This is a genomic window from Saltatorellus ferox, assembly GCA_007751475.1.
Classification (GTDB): Bacteria; Planctomycetota; UBA1135; order UBA1135.
Window position 1 is genome coordinate 6,088,332 of sequence record CP036434.1, and the last position, 16,417, is coordinate 6,104,748.

Annotated in this window: 11 protein-coding genes and 1 tRNA gene; 6 read left to right on the plus strand and 6 right to left on the minus strand. The window is 67.1% G+C overall.

Annotation, left to right across the window (positions count from 1 at the left end; all coding sequences use genetic code 11):
* Window positions 1–5: 5 nt before the first annotated feature.
* From Poly30_RS21955 to Poly30_RS21970, 4 genes are all read left to right on the plus strand, one after another.
* Window positions 6–785, plus strand: coding sequence for a DedA family protein (locus Poly30_RS21955; protein ID WP_145202440.1), 780 nt, complete (start codon window positions 6–8; stop codon window positions 783–785).
* 172 nt (window positions 786–957) lie between these two features.
* Window positions 958–3,024 carry a sodium-translocating pyrophosphatase gene (locus tag Poly30_RS21960; RefSeq protein ID WP_145202443.1) on the plus strand — a complete coding sequence of 689 codons (2,067 nt, stop codon included), beginning with the start codon at window positions 958–960 and terminating at the stop codon, window positions 3,022–3,024.
* A 41-nt stretch (window positions 3,025–3,065) separates the two neighbouring features.
* The gene (gene rsfS / locus Poly30_RS21965; RefSeq protein WP_419191384.1) at window positions 3,066–3,431 is read left to right on the plus strand and encodes a ribosome silencing factor; all 366 of its coding nucleotides are present in this window, start codon (window positions 3,066–3,068) and stop codon (window positions 3,429–3,431) included.
* A 262-nt stretch (window positions 3,432–3,693) separates the two neighbouring features.
* Window positions 3,694–5,904 (plus strand): response regulator, encoded by a 2,211-nt coding sequence (locus Poly30_RS21970; protein ID WP_419190495.1) that lies wholly within the window; start codon window positions 3,694–3,696, stop codon window positions 5,902–5,904.
* On the opposite strand, the gene Poly30_RS21975 is transcribed toward Poly30_RS21970, so the two are convergent.
* Together Poly30_RS21975 and Poly30_RS21980 are read right to left on the minus strand one after the other, a co-directional pair.
* Window positions 5,879–8,155 (minus strand): IPT/TIG domain-containing protein, encoded by a 2,277-nt coding sequence (locus Poly30_RS21975; protein WP_145202453.1) that lies wholly within the window; start codon window positions 8,153–8,155, stop codon window positions 5,879–5,881. The two genes, Poly30_RS21970 and Poly30_RS21975, sit on opposite strands and share 26 nt — an antisense overlap.
* Window position 8,156: 1 nt before the next feature.
* Entirely contained in the window at window positions 8,157–8,816 is a 660-nt protein-coding gene (locus tag Poly30_RS21980; RefSeq protein WP_145202456.1) for a hypothetical protein, read from the minus strand.
* 238 nt (window positions 8,817–9,054) lie between these two features.
* Between Poly30_RS21980 and Poly30_RS21985 the strand changes: the two genes are divergently transcribed.
* On the plus strand, window positions 9,055–9,378 hold the full coding sequence (locus tag Poly30_RS21985; protein WP_145202459.1) for a hypothetical protein: 324 nt from the start codon (window positions 9,055–9,057) through the stop codon (window positions 9,376–9,378).
* Window positions 9,379–9,393: 15 nt separating this feature from the next.
* On the opposite strand, the gene Poly30_RS21990 is transcribed toward Poly30_RS21985, so the two are convergent.
* From Poly30_RS21990 to Poly30_RS22000, 3 genes are all read right to left on the minus strand, one after another.
* Entirely contained in the window at window positions 9,394–10,416 is a 1,023-nt protein-coding gene (locus Poly30_RS21990) for a PDZ domain-containing protein (RefSeq protein WP_145202462.1), read from the minus strand.
* Between the two features lie 203 nt (window positions 10,417–10,619).
* Entirely contained in the window at window positions 10,620–11,441 is an 822-nt protein-coding gene (locus Poly30_RS21995; protein WP_145202465.1) for a carboxypeptidase regulatory-like domain-containing protein, read from the minus strand.
* 30 nt (window positions 11,442–11,471) lie between these two features.
* Complete coding sequence (locus tag Poly30_RS22000; protein WP_145202468.1) at window positions 11,472–12,683, minus strand: 6-phosphofructokinase; 1,212 nt, start codon at window positions 12,681–12,683, stop codon at window positions 11,472–11,474.
* 236 nt (window positions 12,684–12,919) lie between these two features.
* Here Poly30_RS22000 and Poly30_RS22005 point away from each other — a divergent pair.
* A tRNA-Leu gene (locus Poly30_RS22005) sits at window positions 12,920–13,006 on the plus strand.
* Window positions 13,007–14,353: 1,347 nt separating this feature from the next.
* On the opposite strand, the gene Poly30_RS22010 is transcribed toward Poly30_RS22005, so the two are convergent.
* A complete protein-coding gene (locus Poly30_RS22010) occupies window positions 14,354–16,390 on the minus strand; it encodes a hypothetical protein (protein ID WP_145202471.1) in 2,037 nt (678 codons plus the stop codon).
* Between the last annotated feature and the right edge of the window lie 27 nt (window positions 16,391–16,417).

A 16,417-nucleotide genomic window follows, 5' to 3' on the forward strand; every position in this document is an offset into this window, starting at 1 on the left:
CGCGTGTGACGGTACTCATGTTCTTGACGGAGGCCCAAAGCACTCTTTCGGGCTTCTTCTCGGAGTTCGGGTATCTGGCGCCCTTCACGATCCTTCTTCTGTGCGGCTTCGGCCTGCCGATCCCGGAAGAAGTGACGATGCTCGGGTCGGGCTTTCTGCTCTACCAGGAGCGCGTCGAGGCCGTCCCGATCATCGCGGTCTGCTTCGTCGCGACCCTGATGGGCGACTCGATCCCGTACTTCCTCGGCCGCAAGTTCGGCCGGAAGGCACTGCGGGTCCGGAGCGTGCGGCGCGCGCTCAATCCAGCGCGCATCCGCGCCATGGAAAGGCGATTCAAGAAGGGTGGACTCAAGACCGTCTTCGCCTGCCGCTTCATTCCGGGCCTCAGGCTCCCAGCGTGGTTCACGGCGGGGACGCTCGGGATGCCCTACGGCCGGTTCCTCGCGATGGACGGGCTCGGCGCGCTGATCATGACGCCGTTCTTCGTCCTCCTGGGCCGCGCGTCCGGGGAGAAGATCGCCGAGCTGGAGGCCTCGGTCGAGAACCTCACGCAGATCCTCGGCTTCCTGGTGGTCTCGATAGCAGCGGTCGTGGCGATCCACTTCCTGGTGACCCGTTGGGTCCCCGGTTCCTCGCGGTCGAGTCAGGGGGGGCCGGCCGCCGCCTGTGAGAATCCCCCTGGCGCCCCCCCCACGGCCCCCGGGGGCCCCACCGAGCCAAGGCCGAAGGGACCACCCCAGTCTGACCCCCCGGACAGCGAATTCGACGACGGTGACCGGCCCTGAGGCACGTAGGACGGCCCTCCCTCCAGGGATCGGCTCCTCAAGTTGACCTCTGGGCGCACCCCACTATCGTATTAGGCCAGTTTCCCCGCCGAGCTGGTCCGACCGAAGGGCCCCGGCAAGCACCTCTCCCCCCGCCCGCGCGCTACCTTCGTTCGTAGCGCCCCAGAGCACCATGACCCCTCTTTACGTCGCCGGCGCTGCAGCCGTCGCCGCGCTGATCTTTGCCATCGTGAAGTACTTCGCGATCATGAAGCAAGATGCCGGAGACGCCAAGATGCAGGAGATCTCCAAGCAGGTCCAGGAAGGCGCTGCCGCGTTCCTGAAAGCAGAGTACACGTGGCTCTCGCTTTTCGTGATCGCTGTGGGCGCCGCCATCTTCTTCAGTGACCCCGCGCAAGGCCTCGGCCAGAAGACGGCCATCGCGTTCGTCTCCGGCGCCGCCGCGTCCGCCATCGCCGGCTACTTCGGCATGCACACCGCGACCCGCGCTGCCGTGCGTACCACGCAGGCCGCCCGTACAGGTCTGTCGGAGGCCCTCGACGTGTCGTTCAGCTCGGGCATCGTCATGGGGATGAGCGTCGTGGGCCTCGCGCTCCTCGGCATCACGATCTTCGTTCACCAGTACGCGCCGGACTTCAGCGCGAAGGGCCTCGAGTACGTCCTCGGCTTCAGCTTCGGCGCCTCGTCGATCGCGCTGTTCGCCCGCGTGGGCGGCGGCATCTTCACGAAGGCCGCCGACGTCGGCGCCGACCTCGTCGGCAAGGTCGAGGCTGGCATCCCCGAGGATGACCCCCGCAACCCCGCCACGATCGCCGACAACGTCGGTGACAACGTCGGCGACGTCGCGGGCATGGGCGCCGACCTCTTCGAGTCGTACGTCGGCTCGATCGTCGCGGCGATGACCCTGGCTGCCATCACGTTCAAAGACGACCCGAACATGATCGGCCTTGCGATGCTGCCCCTCGCCGTGGCCGCCGTCGGCATCTTCGCCTCCATCGCCGGCACCTTCTTCGTGAAGGCCGCCGACGAGCACCACATCCACTCCGCGCTGTTCCGCGGCATGATCGTCGCCTCGCTGGCTGCGATCGCCGGCTCGGCCGTCCTCTGCTTCACGATGGACTTCCCCGAAGGCGTCAACGGGATGAAGCTCCTGATCGCGATCGTCTCCGGCGTCGCCGTCGGCGTTCTGATCGGCAAGGTCACCGAGTACTACACGTCGACCGAGACGAAGCCGGTCCACACCATCGCCAACAAGTCCGAGACGGGCGCCGCGACGAACATCATCGCTGGCCTCGCGGTCGGCATGCGCTCGGTGGCACTCTCCGTGCTGCTCATCTGCGTGGCGATCTACGTCGCGAACTGGGCCGGCATCGTGGAAGGCGGCCTGAGCTACGGCGTGTACTGCGTGGCCCTCGCGGCCGTCGGGATGCTCTCGACCCTCGGCATCTCGCTGGGCGTCGACGCCTATGGCCCTGTGGCCGACAACGCCGGTGGTCTCGCCGAGATGGCCGAGCTTCCGCCCGAAGTTCGTGAGCGCACCGACGCCCTCGACGCCGTCGGCAACACCACGGCCGCCATCGGCAAGGGCTTCGCGATCGGCTCGGCCGCCCTCACGGCGCTCGCGCTCTTCGCAGCGTTCCAGCTGCGCGCGGACGAGCTCCTGGCCGCCAAGGGCGCCGCTGCCCTCAACTTCTCGCTGACGAACACCGAGGTCCTCATCGGCCTCCTGCTCGGCGGCATCCTTCCGTTCCTCTTCGCCGCCCTCACCATGGAGGCCGTCGGCAACGCCGCCCAGGCCATGGTCGAGGAAGTGCGCCGTCAGTTCCGCGAGATCCCCGGCATCATGGAGGGCACCGGCAAGCCGGACGCCGCCCGCTGCGTCAAGATCTCCACGGACGGCTCCCTGAAGCAGATGGTCGTCCCCGGCCTCATCGCCGTGGGCTCCCCGATCCTCGTCGGCCTCTGGAGCATCGCCGCCCTCGGCGGCCTCCTGGCGGGCGCGCTCGTCACCGGCATCATGATGGCGATCTTCATGTCCAACGCCGGTGGCGCCTGGGACAACGCCAAGAAGTACATCGAGGGCGGTGCCCACGGTGGAAAGAACTCCGAACCGCACAAAGCGGCCGTGGTTGGCGATACCGTAGGTGACCCGTTCAAGGACACCTCCGGCCCGTCACTCAACATTCTCGTGAAGCTGATGACCGTCGTCGGTCTCGTCTTCCTCCCCTGGTTCGTCTGATCCCTGTTTCCCAAGGAGTTCCTGTCATCGACACGAAGACCATCGCCGCCACGGTCGCAACGATCCTGGAAGAAAAGAAAGGCCTCGACATCGTCGTGTACGACGTTGCTGACGCCATCAAGGTGGCGGACTACTTCGTCGTCGTGACGGGCACCAGTCGCCCCCACGTTCGCGCGATGTACGAAGACGTCCACCACCGCCTCAAGCGGCTGGGCGAAATCCACAGCCGCGCGGAGGGCGCCGACCTCGGCTGGTGGGTGCTGCTCGACTACTCCGACGTGGTCGTGCACATCCAGCAGGACGAAGCCCGCGACTACTACGGGCTCGACGATCTCTATGGGGATTGCCCCAAGCTCGACTGGCAAGCCGTCGAGGTGAAGGACACGGGGGCTCTGGCGGACGCCTGAGACCCGGAATAGGCCCGGAGTAGACCCCGAGGAGCCCCGAGATGGCTGCTGAGGGGCGTTTCCAAGCCTCTTTCGAGGCCCCCTGCCCGCGCACGACGCGGTCAGGGGGCCTTTTTTCGTCCGGGGCGGGGGGGCTGACAGGCGCGTGTCGAAAATTCGCACCTCATGTTTTTGAGACATGGGTCGATACACCGGAAGACCCCCCCCAGAGCGGAGAACCGTGGACCCCCATTCCCCCAACGATCCCCTGGACCATTTGACGATGGGCCAGGAGGCCGCGCGCGGCCTTCAGATTCAGCGCGATCGGCGCCTGCATCGCCACGTCATTCCACGGATGCGTGCGTGCGCCTTGCTGGTCATCGCCGGGCTCCTGTCGCTCCACAACAGCGCCGTCTTCCAGAAGCCCTGGGGCCCGGAGCTCACCTGGTTCACGGTCGCTGCCGCCGTCTACTCGGCCGTCTCGTGGATCATCCTGCGCACCCGCTACGACTCCACGCAGCGCGTTCACCTCGGGCGCTTCTTCCTGCAGGTCGACCTCCTCTTCGCCGGCGCCGTCGTCTACGCCTCGGGAGGGGCGAACAGCTGGCTATTCTTCTTCCCGTACATGCGGGTCGCGGACCAAGTGACCAACGGCGCGCGGTGGTGCACGCGGCTCGTGATCCTCGCCGCGCTGACGCATATCACCGTCCTGGTGATCGCCGCCAAGTTCGGCGGAGCCGAGATGAACGGCGCCGTCGAGACGGTCAAGGTCATCATCTGCACGACCGTCGCGATCTATATCGCGTCCACCACCCGGGCCGGTGAGCTGGCGCGGCGCCGCAGCCAGGCGACGGTGCTCGCCGCCCGCGATCTCGTCAAGGAGCTGCAGGAGCAGAGCGACAGCCTCGCCAGCGCCAAGCTCCTCGCAGAAGAGGCCGCTGCCGCCAAGGGCGCGTTCCTCGCGAACATGAGTCACGAGCTCCGAACGCCGATGAACGGCATCATCGGAATGACCGAGCTGACGCTCGGCACCGACCTCGACGAGACCCAGCGCGACTACCTCACCACCGTTCAGTCCTCGGCGCTCAGCCTCCTGGAGATCCTCAACGATATCCTCGACTTCTCGAAGATCGATTCGGGCCGCATGGAGCTGGAACTCGAGCCCTTCTCGCTCCGCGGCTGCATCCGCGAAGCGCTCATGGTCACGGCGAACCGCGGCCATGCGAAAGGCATCGATCTCGCTTGCGTGGTCGACCACCGACTCCCCGACGGGATCATGGGCGATTCGCTGCGCATCCGGCAGATCATGGTGAACCTGATCGGCAACGCGATCAAGTTCACCGGCGAGGGGCATGTCAAGCTCAAGGTCGTGCCCGCCTCCATGTACGGCGCTCCGAGCGTGCGCTTCGAGATCGAGGACACGGGCGTCGGAATTCCCGCCGACAAGCTCGTCACCATCTTCGACGCCTTCACCCAGGCCGAGCAATCGACGACGCGCCGTTTCGGCGGTACGGGCCTGGGACTCGCGATCTCGCGGCAGCTCACCCAGCGCATGGGAGGTAGCTTCGACGTGCAGAGCACCGAGGGCGCGGGCAGCACCTTCCGCTTCACGATCCCGCTCGTCACGGCGTCCAGCCCCGTCGAGGACGAGGCCGAGTGCGGGCCCGTCCCGGCCGAGTCACGCCGTGGTCCGGTCCTCGTGCTGGAGCCCAAGAGAGCTTCGCGCGAGGCCCTGGTGTACCTCCTGGAGGGCTGGGGCGTCGAAGTCGCCGCCTTCGCCAGCCCGGATGAGGCTCGCCAGGCCATCCGCGCGGGCACCAACGACTACATGGCGGTGATCTCCGACGCTGAGGTCTCGCCGAGCGAGCGCGTCCTCGTGGACGGCGTTCTGGAGCGCCGAGGCGCGCCCCCTTGGATCCTGCTTCAGACCGCAGCCGGCCATCGGGACGGCGGCGTGGCACCCGATCGAGTCCGGAGCCTCCTCGCCCCCATCGTGGGCCCCGAACTCCGCGAGGCGTTCACGAAAGCGACGAGCCTCGCCCCACCGTGCCCGCGCGAAGCCCTCGGTTTCGGCAAGCGCAAGAGCCCGGCCATGAAGCGCGCCGAGCGCCCGCTCGCGATCCTGCTCGTCGAGGACAATCTCGTCAACCAGCGCGTCGCCCAGCTGCTGCTGGAATCCTGGGGTCACACGGTCTCGATCGCTTCCAACGGCGCGATCGCGCTGGAGAAGATCCGAACGCGGACCTTCGACGCCGTGCTGATGGACATGCAGATGCCGGTGATGGACGGGCTCGAAGCGGTGACCAGACTGCGCAAGACCGAGGCCGGCAGCGGCCAGCCCTCGCTGCACGTCATCGCGATGACCGCGAACGCCATGCGCGGTGACGAGAAGCGCTGCCTCGACGTCGGAATGAACGACTACGTCGCCAAGCCGATCAACGCCGCGGAGCTCTTCAGCAAGCTAGAACTCATCGGGACCCGACTCGCGGCGTAGGCGCGAGCTGCCTTGTGACCGAGGCAGCCCGGATCCAGGCCAGGAGCAACGCCAGCAGGATCCACCCGGATCCGCCGAGGGCCGCCTGCCACGTCGGCGGGCGCGGCCCCCCGAGGGACATCGGCGGAAGCACCGCGGCGCACCCTCCGGACCCGTCGTCCACCGGCTCCTCCCCGGTGAAGGTGAAGCCCGCGGTCATCGTGACCGCCTGACCCGTATCGATGTTCTTCACCACCACCGACTTGGTGCCGACGCCACTCTGGGGAGCGATGACGCGCAACGAGCCGCTGGTCAACATCGTGGTCTCGCCGAGTTGCCCGCCCAGTCCGGTGCGAGTGTCCGCCCCGAAGATGACGCGCGTGTTCTCGTTGAAGCCGGAGCCGTAGACGATGATGGGCGCCCCGCCTCCCATGTCCGCTTCGTCCGGTGACAGTACCGAGATCTCCGGGTCCGCGTTCGGAACGTAGGTGAACGCGCTCTCGGAAGAGAGTCCCCCCGGCGCGAGGACCCGCAGCACATAGGGTCCACCGGGCACGCCGCCGGTCGTCACGACGCGCATCCGCGTCGGCGACTCGACGAAGACCTGCGGCTGGAGCATGCCGTCGATCTCCACCTGGAGGTCCGGGACGAGGTCCTGGCCCGAGATCGTGATCTCGGTTCCACCGGACGCCGACCCCACCTGGGGGAAGACCGCGGTCACGTCGGGCACCGCCGAGACCACGAACGAGTCCTGGGAGCGCCCTTCGACGCCGGACGGGTCGATCACGACCACGTCGTGGGAACCCGCGATCGTCGGCGCGGTGCGCAGCGTGATCGTCTGGGAATCGACCACGGTGCAGCCGCCGCTGGCACCGTCACGGTAGATCCTGTCGCCGATCACGACGCGTGAGCCATCGCGAAAGTGCTCCCCCACGATCACGACGTCGACGCCGCCGTTCGGGTCACCGATGGTCGGGTCTGCGCTCAGAACGATCGGGTCTGGAGGCGTGATCTCTAGACCACCGACCAGCGTGTCACGGGCCCCCGAGGGATCGGTCACGGTCAGATCCACGTGCCCGGTCGGAGAGCCCGCGGGCACCGTGACGCTGAAGTCGAGGGCCGTATCCCTGAAGACCACGTTCGAAAGGCCGATGGTCGGGTCGCTGCACTCGAGGGTGGAGCCAGCGACGAGGCCGCTGCCGCGAATCGTACGATTCACCGTGCGGCCCTGGACGATCCGAATCGGGTAGTCATCGCTGATCCGGCCGAGCGCCACGGCCACGTCAGCCAGCGCCGTGCGCGTTCCCAGGTCCCGCGTTTGGCCGCCACCGACGGTCACCGTGCCGAGCGACGTCGTCCCGAAGTCCGTCTGAACGGCCTGGCCACCGCCGAGATTCGCGCTGGAGACCGGCTGGTCCAGCGGGTCCGCGTAGAGCGAAAAGGTCCCCGGCTGGAGCCCCTCCAGCGAGTAGTTGCCCGAAGCACTCGCGAGACTGGCGCCAGCCAGCCGGCCGCTCGGGTCGAGCGCCACCACGTGGGCACCGGCGATGCCCGACCCATCGCCACGCGTGACGCGGCCGTTGATCCGCGCGAAGCTCGACTCCGGGTAGATGTCGCGCATGCCGTTCTGGTCGTCGATCGCCAGGCTTCGGTGCAGGATCACCTTTGGGTCGACGTACGGGTACATCGTGGCTCCGCAGACTCCGCTGTGGTCGAGGCCCAGCAGATGCCCGAGCTCGTGGGAGGCCACGTCCTGGATGTCGAACTTCGCCGTCTCACCGGACGTCGTGAAGTAGAAGTTCTTGCCGTTGAAGACGACGTCGGCGTCGATGATGCGGCCGTCGGTGAAGAACGTCACGGGCGTGATCGCGACGATGCCGCTGGCGCCGGCGAAGTAGCCGGACGATCCCGTTTCGTCGAAGACCACGAGGTGGATGTCGTTGCTCTGCCAGTCGCGGCGCTCCCTGGCCGCGGTCGAATCGTCGATGACCATCCGCGCTCGGGAGCCATTGACCGCGTTCCAGGCCTCGACGGCGCTGCGAATGGCCGTTTCGTGACTGCCATCCGCCACATCGTCGGACCCATCCGAGTTGATGACGAGGGAGATGTTCTCGGGGGAGGTCCAGCGGAGCTCCGTCCCGTTCACGGAGTAGCGCAGGCGCACGTGGCCCGTGACCGAGGCGGCGAGCCCAGCCGCCAGCGTGAAGCCGACCGCAGCACGAGCGCTGGACGCGAGAAGAGACGGCGCCGGGCCGCTCGGTGAAGTCCACATATCAGCGTTTCTCGTCGATGCGGGCGCCGGCGCCCTTGGCTTCCGGCGAGGCCGGCTGGAAGGACTCCTGGAAGCGAAGCGCCACGCGCTTTTGCGACGCGGCTTCGATGCGCGCGACCAGGTCCGCGTAGTCCAGCATCTCGAACCCGTCGATCGAACGGGTCGTCCGCGCGCTGATCAGCGTCACGTGATCGCCGGTCTGCACCGCCATGCGTGAGCCGTCGGAGCCGGTGACGATCCGGTACTTGCCCTGGCTGAGGCCGACGGGCACTCGAATGCCCTCGGACGAAGGCTCGGTGAGGAAGAGCACGACCTCCTCGCCAAGCGCCAGCCGCGGCATCCCCGGGATCATGGTCCCCTTGCCGTTCGCGAGCACGCCTCCGGGGATCCGAATCGTTCGCTGCGGCTCGCTCGGCCCCCAGAAGGTGCGCTCGACGTCGATCGTCCAGTCGGTGTAGATCTCACCTTTCGCCGTCTCACCGCTCATACCGTTCACCACCGTTCCCTCGAGGACGAGGTCCGAGCGGCTGAAGGCCTCGTCGAGGTCCATCCGCAGCGCGGTACCGGCCTGCGAGGACGAGCGGAGGCCTGGAAAGAAGGCAGGGGCCAGGACGCCGGCCACGAGGCCAGCGGTACACGCAAGGAGGGGGATAGGGCGCATCGGTCGGGGGGCTTTGCAGCCGTGGGAATGGATGGACGCGCTGCCGGCCGGTGGGGAAACCGCGGTGCGGGCAGCACGGGTCTCCTCGGGATTCGACGCTCGCGGTCTTGATCCGGGGAGCCGGTTCGCGCGCGCAGCTCTCGAATTGGCCCACTCCCGAATCGAGGCACCGTGGGGGCGACGCACGCACTCGCCGCCCGGTCGCGGTGGCCGGGATACAGTCAAGCATCCCCCACTCGTGCAGTCCCCAGCCCCCGTCCCCTCCGTGGAAGCCGACCGTCTCCTCGCACGCATGTGCCGCCGTCACGCACTCGATCCCGACGAAGCCGCGGATCTTGAGCGTCTCGTCGCGCGCGCTCTCATCTCTCCGTCGAGCGTGCGGAAGAAGATTCTCGCCCTGATCGATGCGGCCCTCGTGCGGCGCGCCTGCGGCGATCCCACCGCGACCCTCGACGCCGTCGAGCGCGACCTCGACGAAGAGGTGCTGCTCGCCGTGGCGAAGAGGGTCCACGACTGGGAACCCGGGGCGAGCCTCGACGGCTTCGGGCTCACCGAGGGTTGAGTTGAAGGCCTTCGATCAGCGCGGGTTGCGCCGGTCCAGCTCGGCGCGCAGCTGATCCACGATCCGCTGAAGCTCCGCGACCTCGGCCTCGAGCTGCTCGACGCGCTCGGCGAGAGCGGAGTCGGCGCTGGCGGGCCGACGCTCGCGGCGGGTTTCGATCTCGATGTAGCCCTCGGGGAGAGGATCAGCGCTGCGCCGCTTCGCCTTGCGGCGTGCACCGCGCTGCTTGCGCCCTTCGCCGCGGACCTCCTCGATCACTTCCGTGGTCACGGTCTCCTCGTCCTCGCCGAGGTAGCCGAGGCCCGTCAACCGGGGCGTCTCTTCCGGTAGGACGATCTCGAAATCGTCTTCCAGATCGACCTCGATCTCGACCGGCTCGCCCCGAAACTCCTCGATCAAGTTCAGGGTGAACGTGCCCGTGGACTCCTCCACGGACGGGTCGAGATCCTCCTGTGCGACGAGCTCCATCGACATCTCGAGCTCGGTCCCGCCCCGCTCGACTTCGATCGTGGCCGTGTCACCGACCTGGAGTTCGATCAGCGCGGCGATCAGGTCCTCGGGTGATTCCACGGGCATCTCTTCGGCGACGACGATGGTGTCACCGGGGAGCAATCCCGCACGGGCGGCCGGACCGTTCGGAGCGACCGTGGAAACCACGGCTCCCACCTCTTCGGACGACATGTCGAGCGAGATGCCCATGTAGCCGCGCCTGGCTTCTGGCGCTTCCACTTCATTCGTCACATCCGTCAGCACGGCCACGCCGAGGATTTCCTCCACCGAAGAAAGCTCAGCCGCAAGCGCCTTCGCGACCTCCGCCTCGATGTCCGTCGGAAGCTCGGGCAAGACGGCCGGCGCGGGCGCGTCGGCCGCCTTGGCGCCGTGCTTCGCCATGCAGTCAGCGCAGGTGCACTGACAACCCTGCGTGTCGGCCGATGGAGCGGCCTCCTGGAAGGAGACGCTCGAAGGAAGAGCGTGGGTCAGGCCGGCGAGCGCCGCGGAGGCGGCGAAGCCGAAGAGAGTGGTGCGGATCGAGTTCATCGGAGCCAGGGAGAGTCGGGGTCTTTCGGTGGAAGCACAGCGGCCGGGCCTCGCCCTGATGCCGCAGACCGCTACCGTACGGCCCGGGCCGCGCCTGGCTACCCGCGGCGCCAAGACGTCCCGTAAAACTACGCACAGGCCCCCCTCGCGTGCTGAAAATGAGGCGCGCGAGGGAGGCCTGGGAGCGAAATGAGGCGTGTCCCCTACCTGCGACGGCGACGGGTCTTCGTCTTCTTCGGCTCGAACTTCACGTCCATGGGAGCGGCCACCTTGCCGTCCTCGCCGACGACGACCTTCTGCACCTGCTTGTTCAGCGTCTCGTGCCAGAAGGTGACCTCGTGCTCGCCCGGCGGGAGGCCGTCGAGGGAGAACTTGCCGTCGGCGTCCGTCATCGTCCAGTGCGTCGCGTCCGCCACGTACACCCAGGAGTTCATCCAGGTGTGCATGTCGCACGTGACCTTGATGGGCTCGGCCTCGTTGAAGACCTTCTCGATGTGCTTGCCCGCCGTGACCGTCTGGTTGAGCGCCTCGTTGGCCATCGTGATGAGGTGCACGTTGTGGGACGTCTCGTCCGAGTTGAGGAACGACACGGTCGCGCCCTTCGGGACGACGAGCAGGTGTGGGAGGAAGCGGCAGCCCTTCTGGTCGAGCAGGTACGGCTCTTCCGGCACCTCGGTCTCCATCCCTTCCACTTTGACCGTGACGACCACGTTCTGGATCCCACCGTCCTCCGAGATGAGCAGCGCCATGTCGTCCGCGTTCACGGTCTCCCCGGACGGGCAGCACCCTTCGGCGGCCCGCGCCGGAATCGAGAGCGGCTTCACTTCCGGTCGTTCTCCGTCGAACTTGACCGTGCCGGAGACCTGCGGCGCCGCTTTCTCCTGCGCGGCCTCTGCGGTCTCTGCGGGCGTCGCATCCTGAACCCCGGCGCCGTTCAGCGGAGCGGCCACGAGAACACCATTGAGAAGGGACGCCGCCAGGGAGCCGGCGCCCACGATTCCGATCCAAGTCTGAAGTCGATTCATGCCCCCATCATAGGGGGCACGCGCCGATCCTCACAGTCGGCGAGTGACCGGATGACTCGCGAGTCTTCCGGGCTGGGGCAGCGTTCCCACGATGGGAGTCGCCCATTCCACGAAGGCTTCCGTGACGTCGTTCGTTCCGTTCATGAACTCTTTCGGAACAAGGCGCGTCGCGGCCGCGACGTCTTCGAGCTTGTTGACGGCGTAGACGGGCTGATAGCTGCCTCCGTCGTCGCCGCGCTGGATCCCGAGCGACCCGTGGGTCACATCGCCCGACGTGGCGACGTCGACCGCGGCGCGCCCGACCTCCCGCGCTTCCAGGGCATCCTGCTCCGAGACGACGCCGAAGAAGCTGCGCTGGAGGTAGCCGAAGGTGTCGGCCCGGACTCGGCTGGCCGCGGAGACCTTGGTCTTCACCAGGTTCGAGAGATAGTCCCCGAGTGCCCCGGTGCCCGAGAGCTGAACGTTGCCGTGGCTATCGACCTCGGACCCCTTGGCGATGTGATTCCCCTGGGCGTCGTGGATGCCTTCGCTGACGGCGACGAGGCAGCGGCCGTGGCGGTGCAGCATCTCCTCCACCGAGTCACAGAAACCATCGCGGTCGAAGGTCGCCTCCGGCAGGTAGATCAGGTGCGGCCCGTCGTCTTCGTGGCGCCGCGCCAGGCGGCTGGCGGCCGTGAGCCAGCCCGCGTGCCGCCCCATGACCACGTTGATCTTGACGCCGCCGAGGCTGCGGTTGTCCTGGTCGTCGCCCATGAAGGCCTGGGCGACGAAGCGCGCCGCCGAGCCGTAGCCCGGGGTGTGGTCGCAGCAGGCGAGGTCGTTGTCGATCGTTTTCGGAACGTGGAACAGCCGGACCTCGTACCCCTTGGCGATCGCGGCCTCGTTGAGGAGGTGGGCCGTCTCGGCGGAGTCGTTTCCGCCCACGTAGAAGAAGTAGCGGATGTCGTGGGCCTCGAAGACCTGGAGGATCCGGTCCGCCGCCTCCGGGGTGGGTTTTCTTCGCACGGACCCGAGGGCGGCGGCCGGGGTATGAGCCACCTTCTCCAGCTCCTCCCTCGCTTCCCGTCCCAGATCGATCAGGCGCTCGTCCATGATCCCCTGAATGCCGTTCAGGGCCCCGTAGACCCCGGTGATGTCTCGATGCTCGACGCAGCGCTCGACGAGCCCCACGAGGCTCTGGTTGATGACGGCAGTCGGGCCGCCGGACTGTCCGATGAGGGCGTGTCCACGAAGGGAGGCCATGGTTCTTGGGGGGTGGGACGAAGGGCGATGGGAGTGCAATGGGCGGCGAAATCTGCCGCTTCATCCAATGTACCGACCCTTTCCATCCCCACCTCCGCAGAATTCCTCACTCATCCAGTTGCTCCCCGCCCCCAAGATCCCTAATCTTCCTCGCTCGCAGCCACCTCACGGTGACTCGAGTGACAACCGATGCGGCCGGGGACTACCAACTCCGACAACATGCCGCAACTTCAGGAGCCCGGGTGGCGGAATTGGTAGACGCGCCAGACTAAGGATCTGGTGGGGTAAAACCCGTGCTGGTTCGATTCCAGTCCCGGGCACCACCTCTTGTAGTTCAAAGCTGCAGAGGGGTGCGAAGTGAGAGATGGTTGACCGCTTGTGGCTTCGGCCTGAGTGACCTCGGGCTGAGCATCCTCGGCCTGTGCCCTGTAGCCATGCGCGATCAGCTCTGCGCGTCCGAAGGACGCCCGGGCCCATCTCGGCCCCGCAGGGGCTGAGTGGCCCGCGCGAGGCTCGCCCTCGCGGCCCGTGCGGCCCGTGCGGCGAGCACGCCCGTCCGGCGAGGACGCCTGCGCGGCGAGCGCGCCCGTCCGGCGAGGACGCCTGCGCGGCGAGCGCCAAGCGATGCAATCGCTATTTCGCCGTCAGGCGAAATGCCAGAGATACTGCGCGCTGTCACAACGATAGGACGGTTCGGCATTGGATGCCTTGGCAGCAGTCCCGGCCGCCGACCGCTGCCCCAGCAGGGCTCCCGACACAGGTCTCCCGACACGGACTACCTGCCGTTCGCGCGAAGCGTCGAACGCGTGGGCAGTGGCTTCCCGCCGACGGCTTGTGGGCTGTCCCCTGACCGACACCCCAGCAGACTTACCGACACAGGTCTCCCGGCACAGACTGCCTGCCGTTCGCGCGAAGCGCCGAACGCGTGGGCGCAGGTCTCCCGCTGAAGACTTCGGTGCTGCCCGCTGGAGTGCTCGCCCGTCAGGGCGAGCTCGGCGGGTCTGAGATCTGAGATCTGAGATCTGAGATCTGAGATCTGAGATCTGAGATCTGAGATCTGAGATCTGAGATCTGAGATCTGAGAGCCAAGCCAGACATCCGCCCAGCTCGCCCATGCGGGCGAGCGCTCCAGCGGGCAGGACCGAAGCCTTCAGCGGGAGACCTGCGCCCACGCGTTCGACGCTTCGCGCGAACGGCAGGCAGTCTCTACCGGGACACCTGTTTCGGGAGACCTGCCAGGGCAGCCGTCAGCGGAAAGCCCACAAGCCGCCAGCGGGAAGCCTCAGCCCACGCGTTCGGCGCTTCGCGCGAACGGCAGGCAGTCTCTACCGGGAGACCTGTGTCGGGAGACCTGCTGGGGCAGCGGTCGGCGGCCGGGACTGCTGCCAAGGCATCCAATGCCGAACCGCCCTATCGCTGTGACAGCGCGCAGTATCTCTGGCATTTCGCCTGACGGCGAAATAGCGATTGCATCGCTTGGCGCTCGCCGCGCAGGCGTCCTCGCCGGACGGGCGCGCTCGCCGCGCAGGCGCCCTCGCCGCGCAGGCGTGCTCGCCGCACGGGCCGCGAGGGCGAGCCTCGCGCAGGCCGCTCAGCCCCTGCGGGGCCGAGCCGGGCCCGGCCGTCCTGCCGGACGGATGGGACGGATCCCCCCCGCCCCCCCACACCAATCAGTCCCCGTACGGCGTATCCACCCGAATGGACAGCTTGAAGTCCTTCGGCGACAGTTTGATCATCGTCAACCCCGCCGCAATGCCCCTGAGATAAGCCACCATCCTCTCTGCCGCCGCCAGCTCCCTCGGCAGGTTCGCCTCGATCACCTCGTCGCGGAACAGTCGAACGTTTTGGTCGACCTGCTGGTCCAGCCGAGCAGCCTCGTCCGCCGTCAATCCACTGCGGGGCTTGCCGCCAAAGACCGTTTGGAGGACCTTCCTCTCTTCCTCCCGGCGCTTCGTGGTGTAGTCGATGGAACTCTCGATCTTGCCGCTGGCCCCGCGCTTGGCCTGCTGGAGCAAGAGGTCCGTCCCCGTCCTCGGGTTGACCCAGGTGAGAAGGTTCGCCGTCGCACTGGAGTCCTGGAGCATGTACTGGAAGGCCGGCAGGTTCTTCAGAAGCGGCGCGTTCGAGCCTCGCTGCACCCGGTTCTCCGTGAGCTCGTTGATCATCGCATAGCGGTTCGAAATGATCATGGTGTCGCCATAGAACAGCACCGCGATGTGGCCCGTTCCGGGAATGAAGGGCGACCAGAACTCTCGAACCTGAAGGCCGCCGCTGATTCGCTTGAGGTAGTAGCCGTTGGAGCCCGGCTCGCGGCCCTGGATGCCGATCTTCGAACCGCGCTGGGCGATCTGCTCACGGATCTCCTCCAGCTTCTTCTCGTCCTTCATCCACACGATCACCGCCCACGCAAAGACGGGCGTATCGTCGTGGGGCGGGCCGACATAGACGCCGTTGGCGTCGATATCGTCGTCGTCACCCCAGTCGTTCGGTCGCGCGACGAAGGCCACGCGATCGTAGAGGGAGCTGTCGAGCGCCTGGATGAACTCCGACGTCGAACCGTAGCCGATCGCACGAATCACATCGTTCAGGTTCTCCGCGGCCGCCGGCTCCAGCGACGCGAGCACCATGTCCAGAATCGTCGCGATCGGACCGCGCAGGTAGCTGAACAGCGTCGCGTCGTCCGCCACGAAGCCCGCCACGTCCATCACCTCTTCCTGGTCGAACTCCTTGGCCCGATAGACGCGCTCCTGAGCGGCGGTCATCAGCTCCGACGAGAACTCACCCGAGAGATCGACGCTGAGGCCATGGTCGAAGTCGATAATCCCCAGAAGGCGACGAACGGCAGCCACCGGAAGAAGCCTGCCGAAGAACGCGGGCGCGAACTGATTGGACGCCGGATCGGGCCACGGCTTCGTCATCCCACACTGCTCGCGCATTTTCCGCAGGTCGAACTGCACTTCGATGTCGCGCTTGTCGTCATTGCGATCCACCGACGCGATCGAGTCGGCGTACGGAGCCGCGAGCAGAAGCGACCCCTCCGAACGGGCCGCCTCCAAGTTCACGGCCTCCTGAACGAGCGCCAGCGACGTTCCCGCGACGATGACGTCCAGGATCCTTGCGATGTGAATCGGCTTCGCGAGCTGGCCGCCCGTCAGCGTGATGATCTCACCTGACTGCGAGGCGCTGAGCCCCTGCTTCTCCAGGCCGATCAGACCCGGGTGCTTGAGCGCCGAAACCGCCAGCTTCCCGTAGCGCGACGCGCGCGCGTAGACGGCCCACTCGGTCCCCTGAATCCCGCTGCCGACGAAGTTGGCCGCCAGCGCGAGGTCCTCACCACCGGCGATATCGAGCAAGTCGATTCCGAGCGGGAGCTGCGCGAGCTGAGACTTGACGTCCTCGAACGTCTTCGTGATGCCCTTCTCCGCATTCAGTCTCTGCCACTCAGGAGACTCCAGGTACGTCCTGAGCGCCGTGTTGTCCTTCAGCTCCTCGGCCACGGCGAGGGTCGGGAAACCGTCGAACGCCGCCTCCAGATCCTCACGGGCCAGGTAGACATCCACCGTGCGCGGAATCAGCCCTGCCACGTCCGCCTTGAACCGCCCCTCGAACAGGGGGAAGAAGAAGGTCGAGAAGGCGAAGTAGCCGACGAAGCCGAGCAAGAGCAGGCTGATACAGCCCACGCGGAGGACGCGTTGTTTGGCGCTCATGGATCAAAAGGGGAGAGAAGGCGCGAG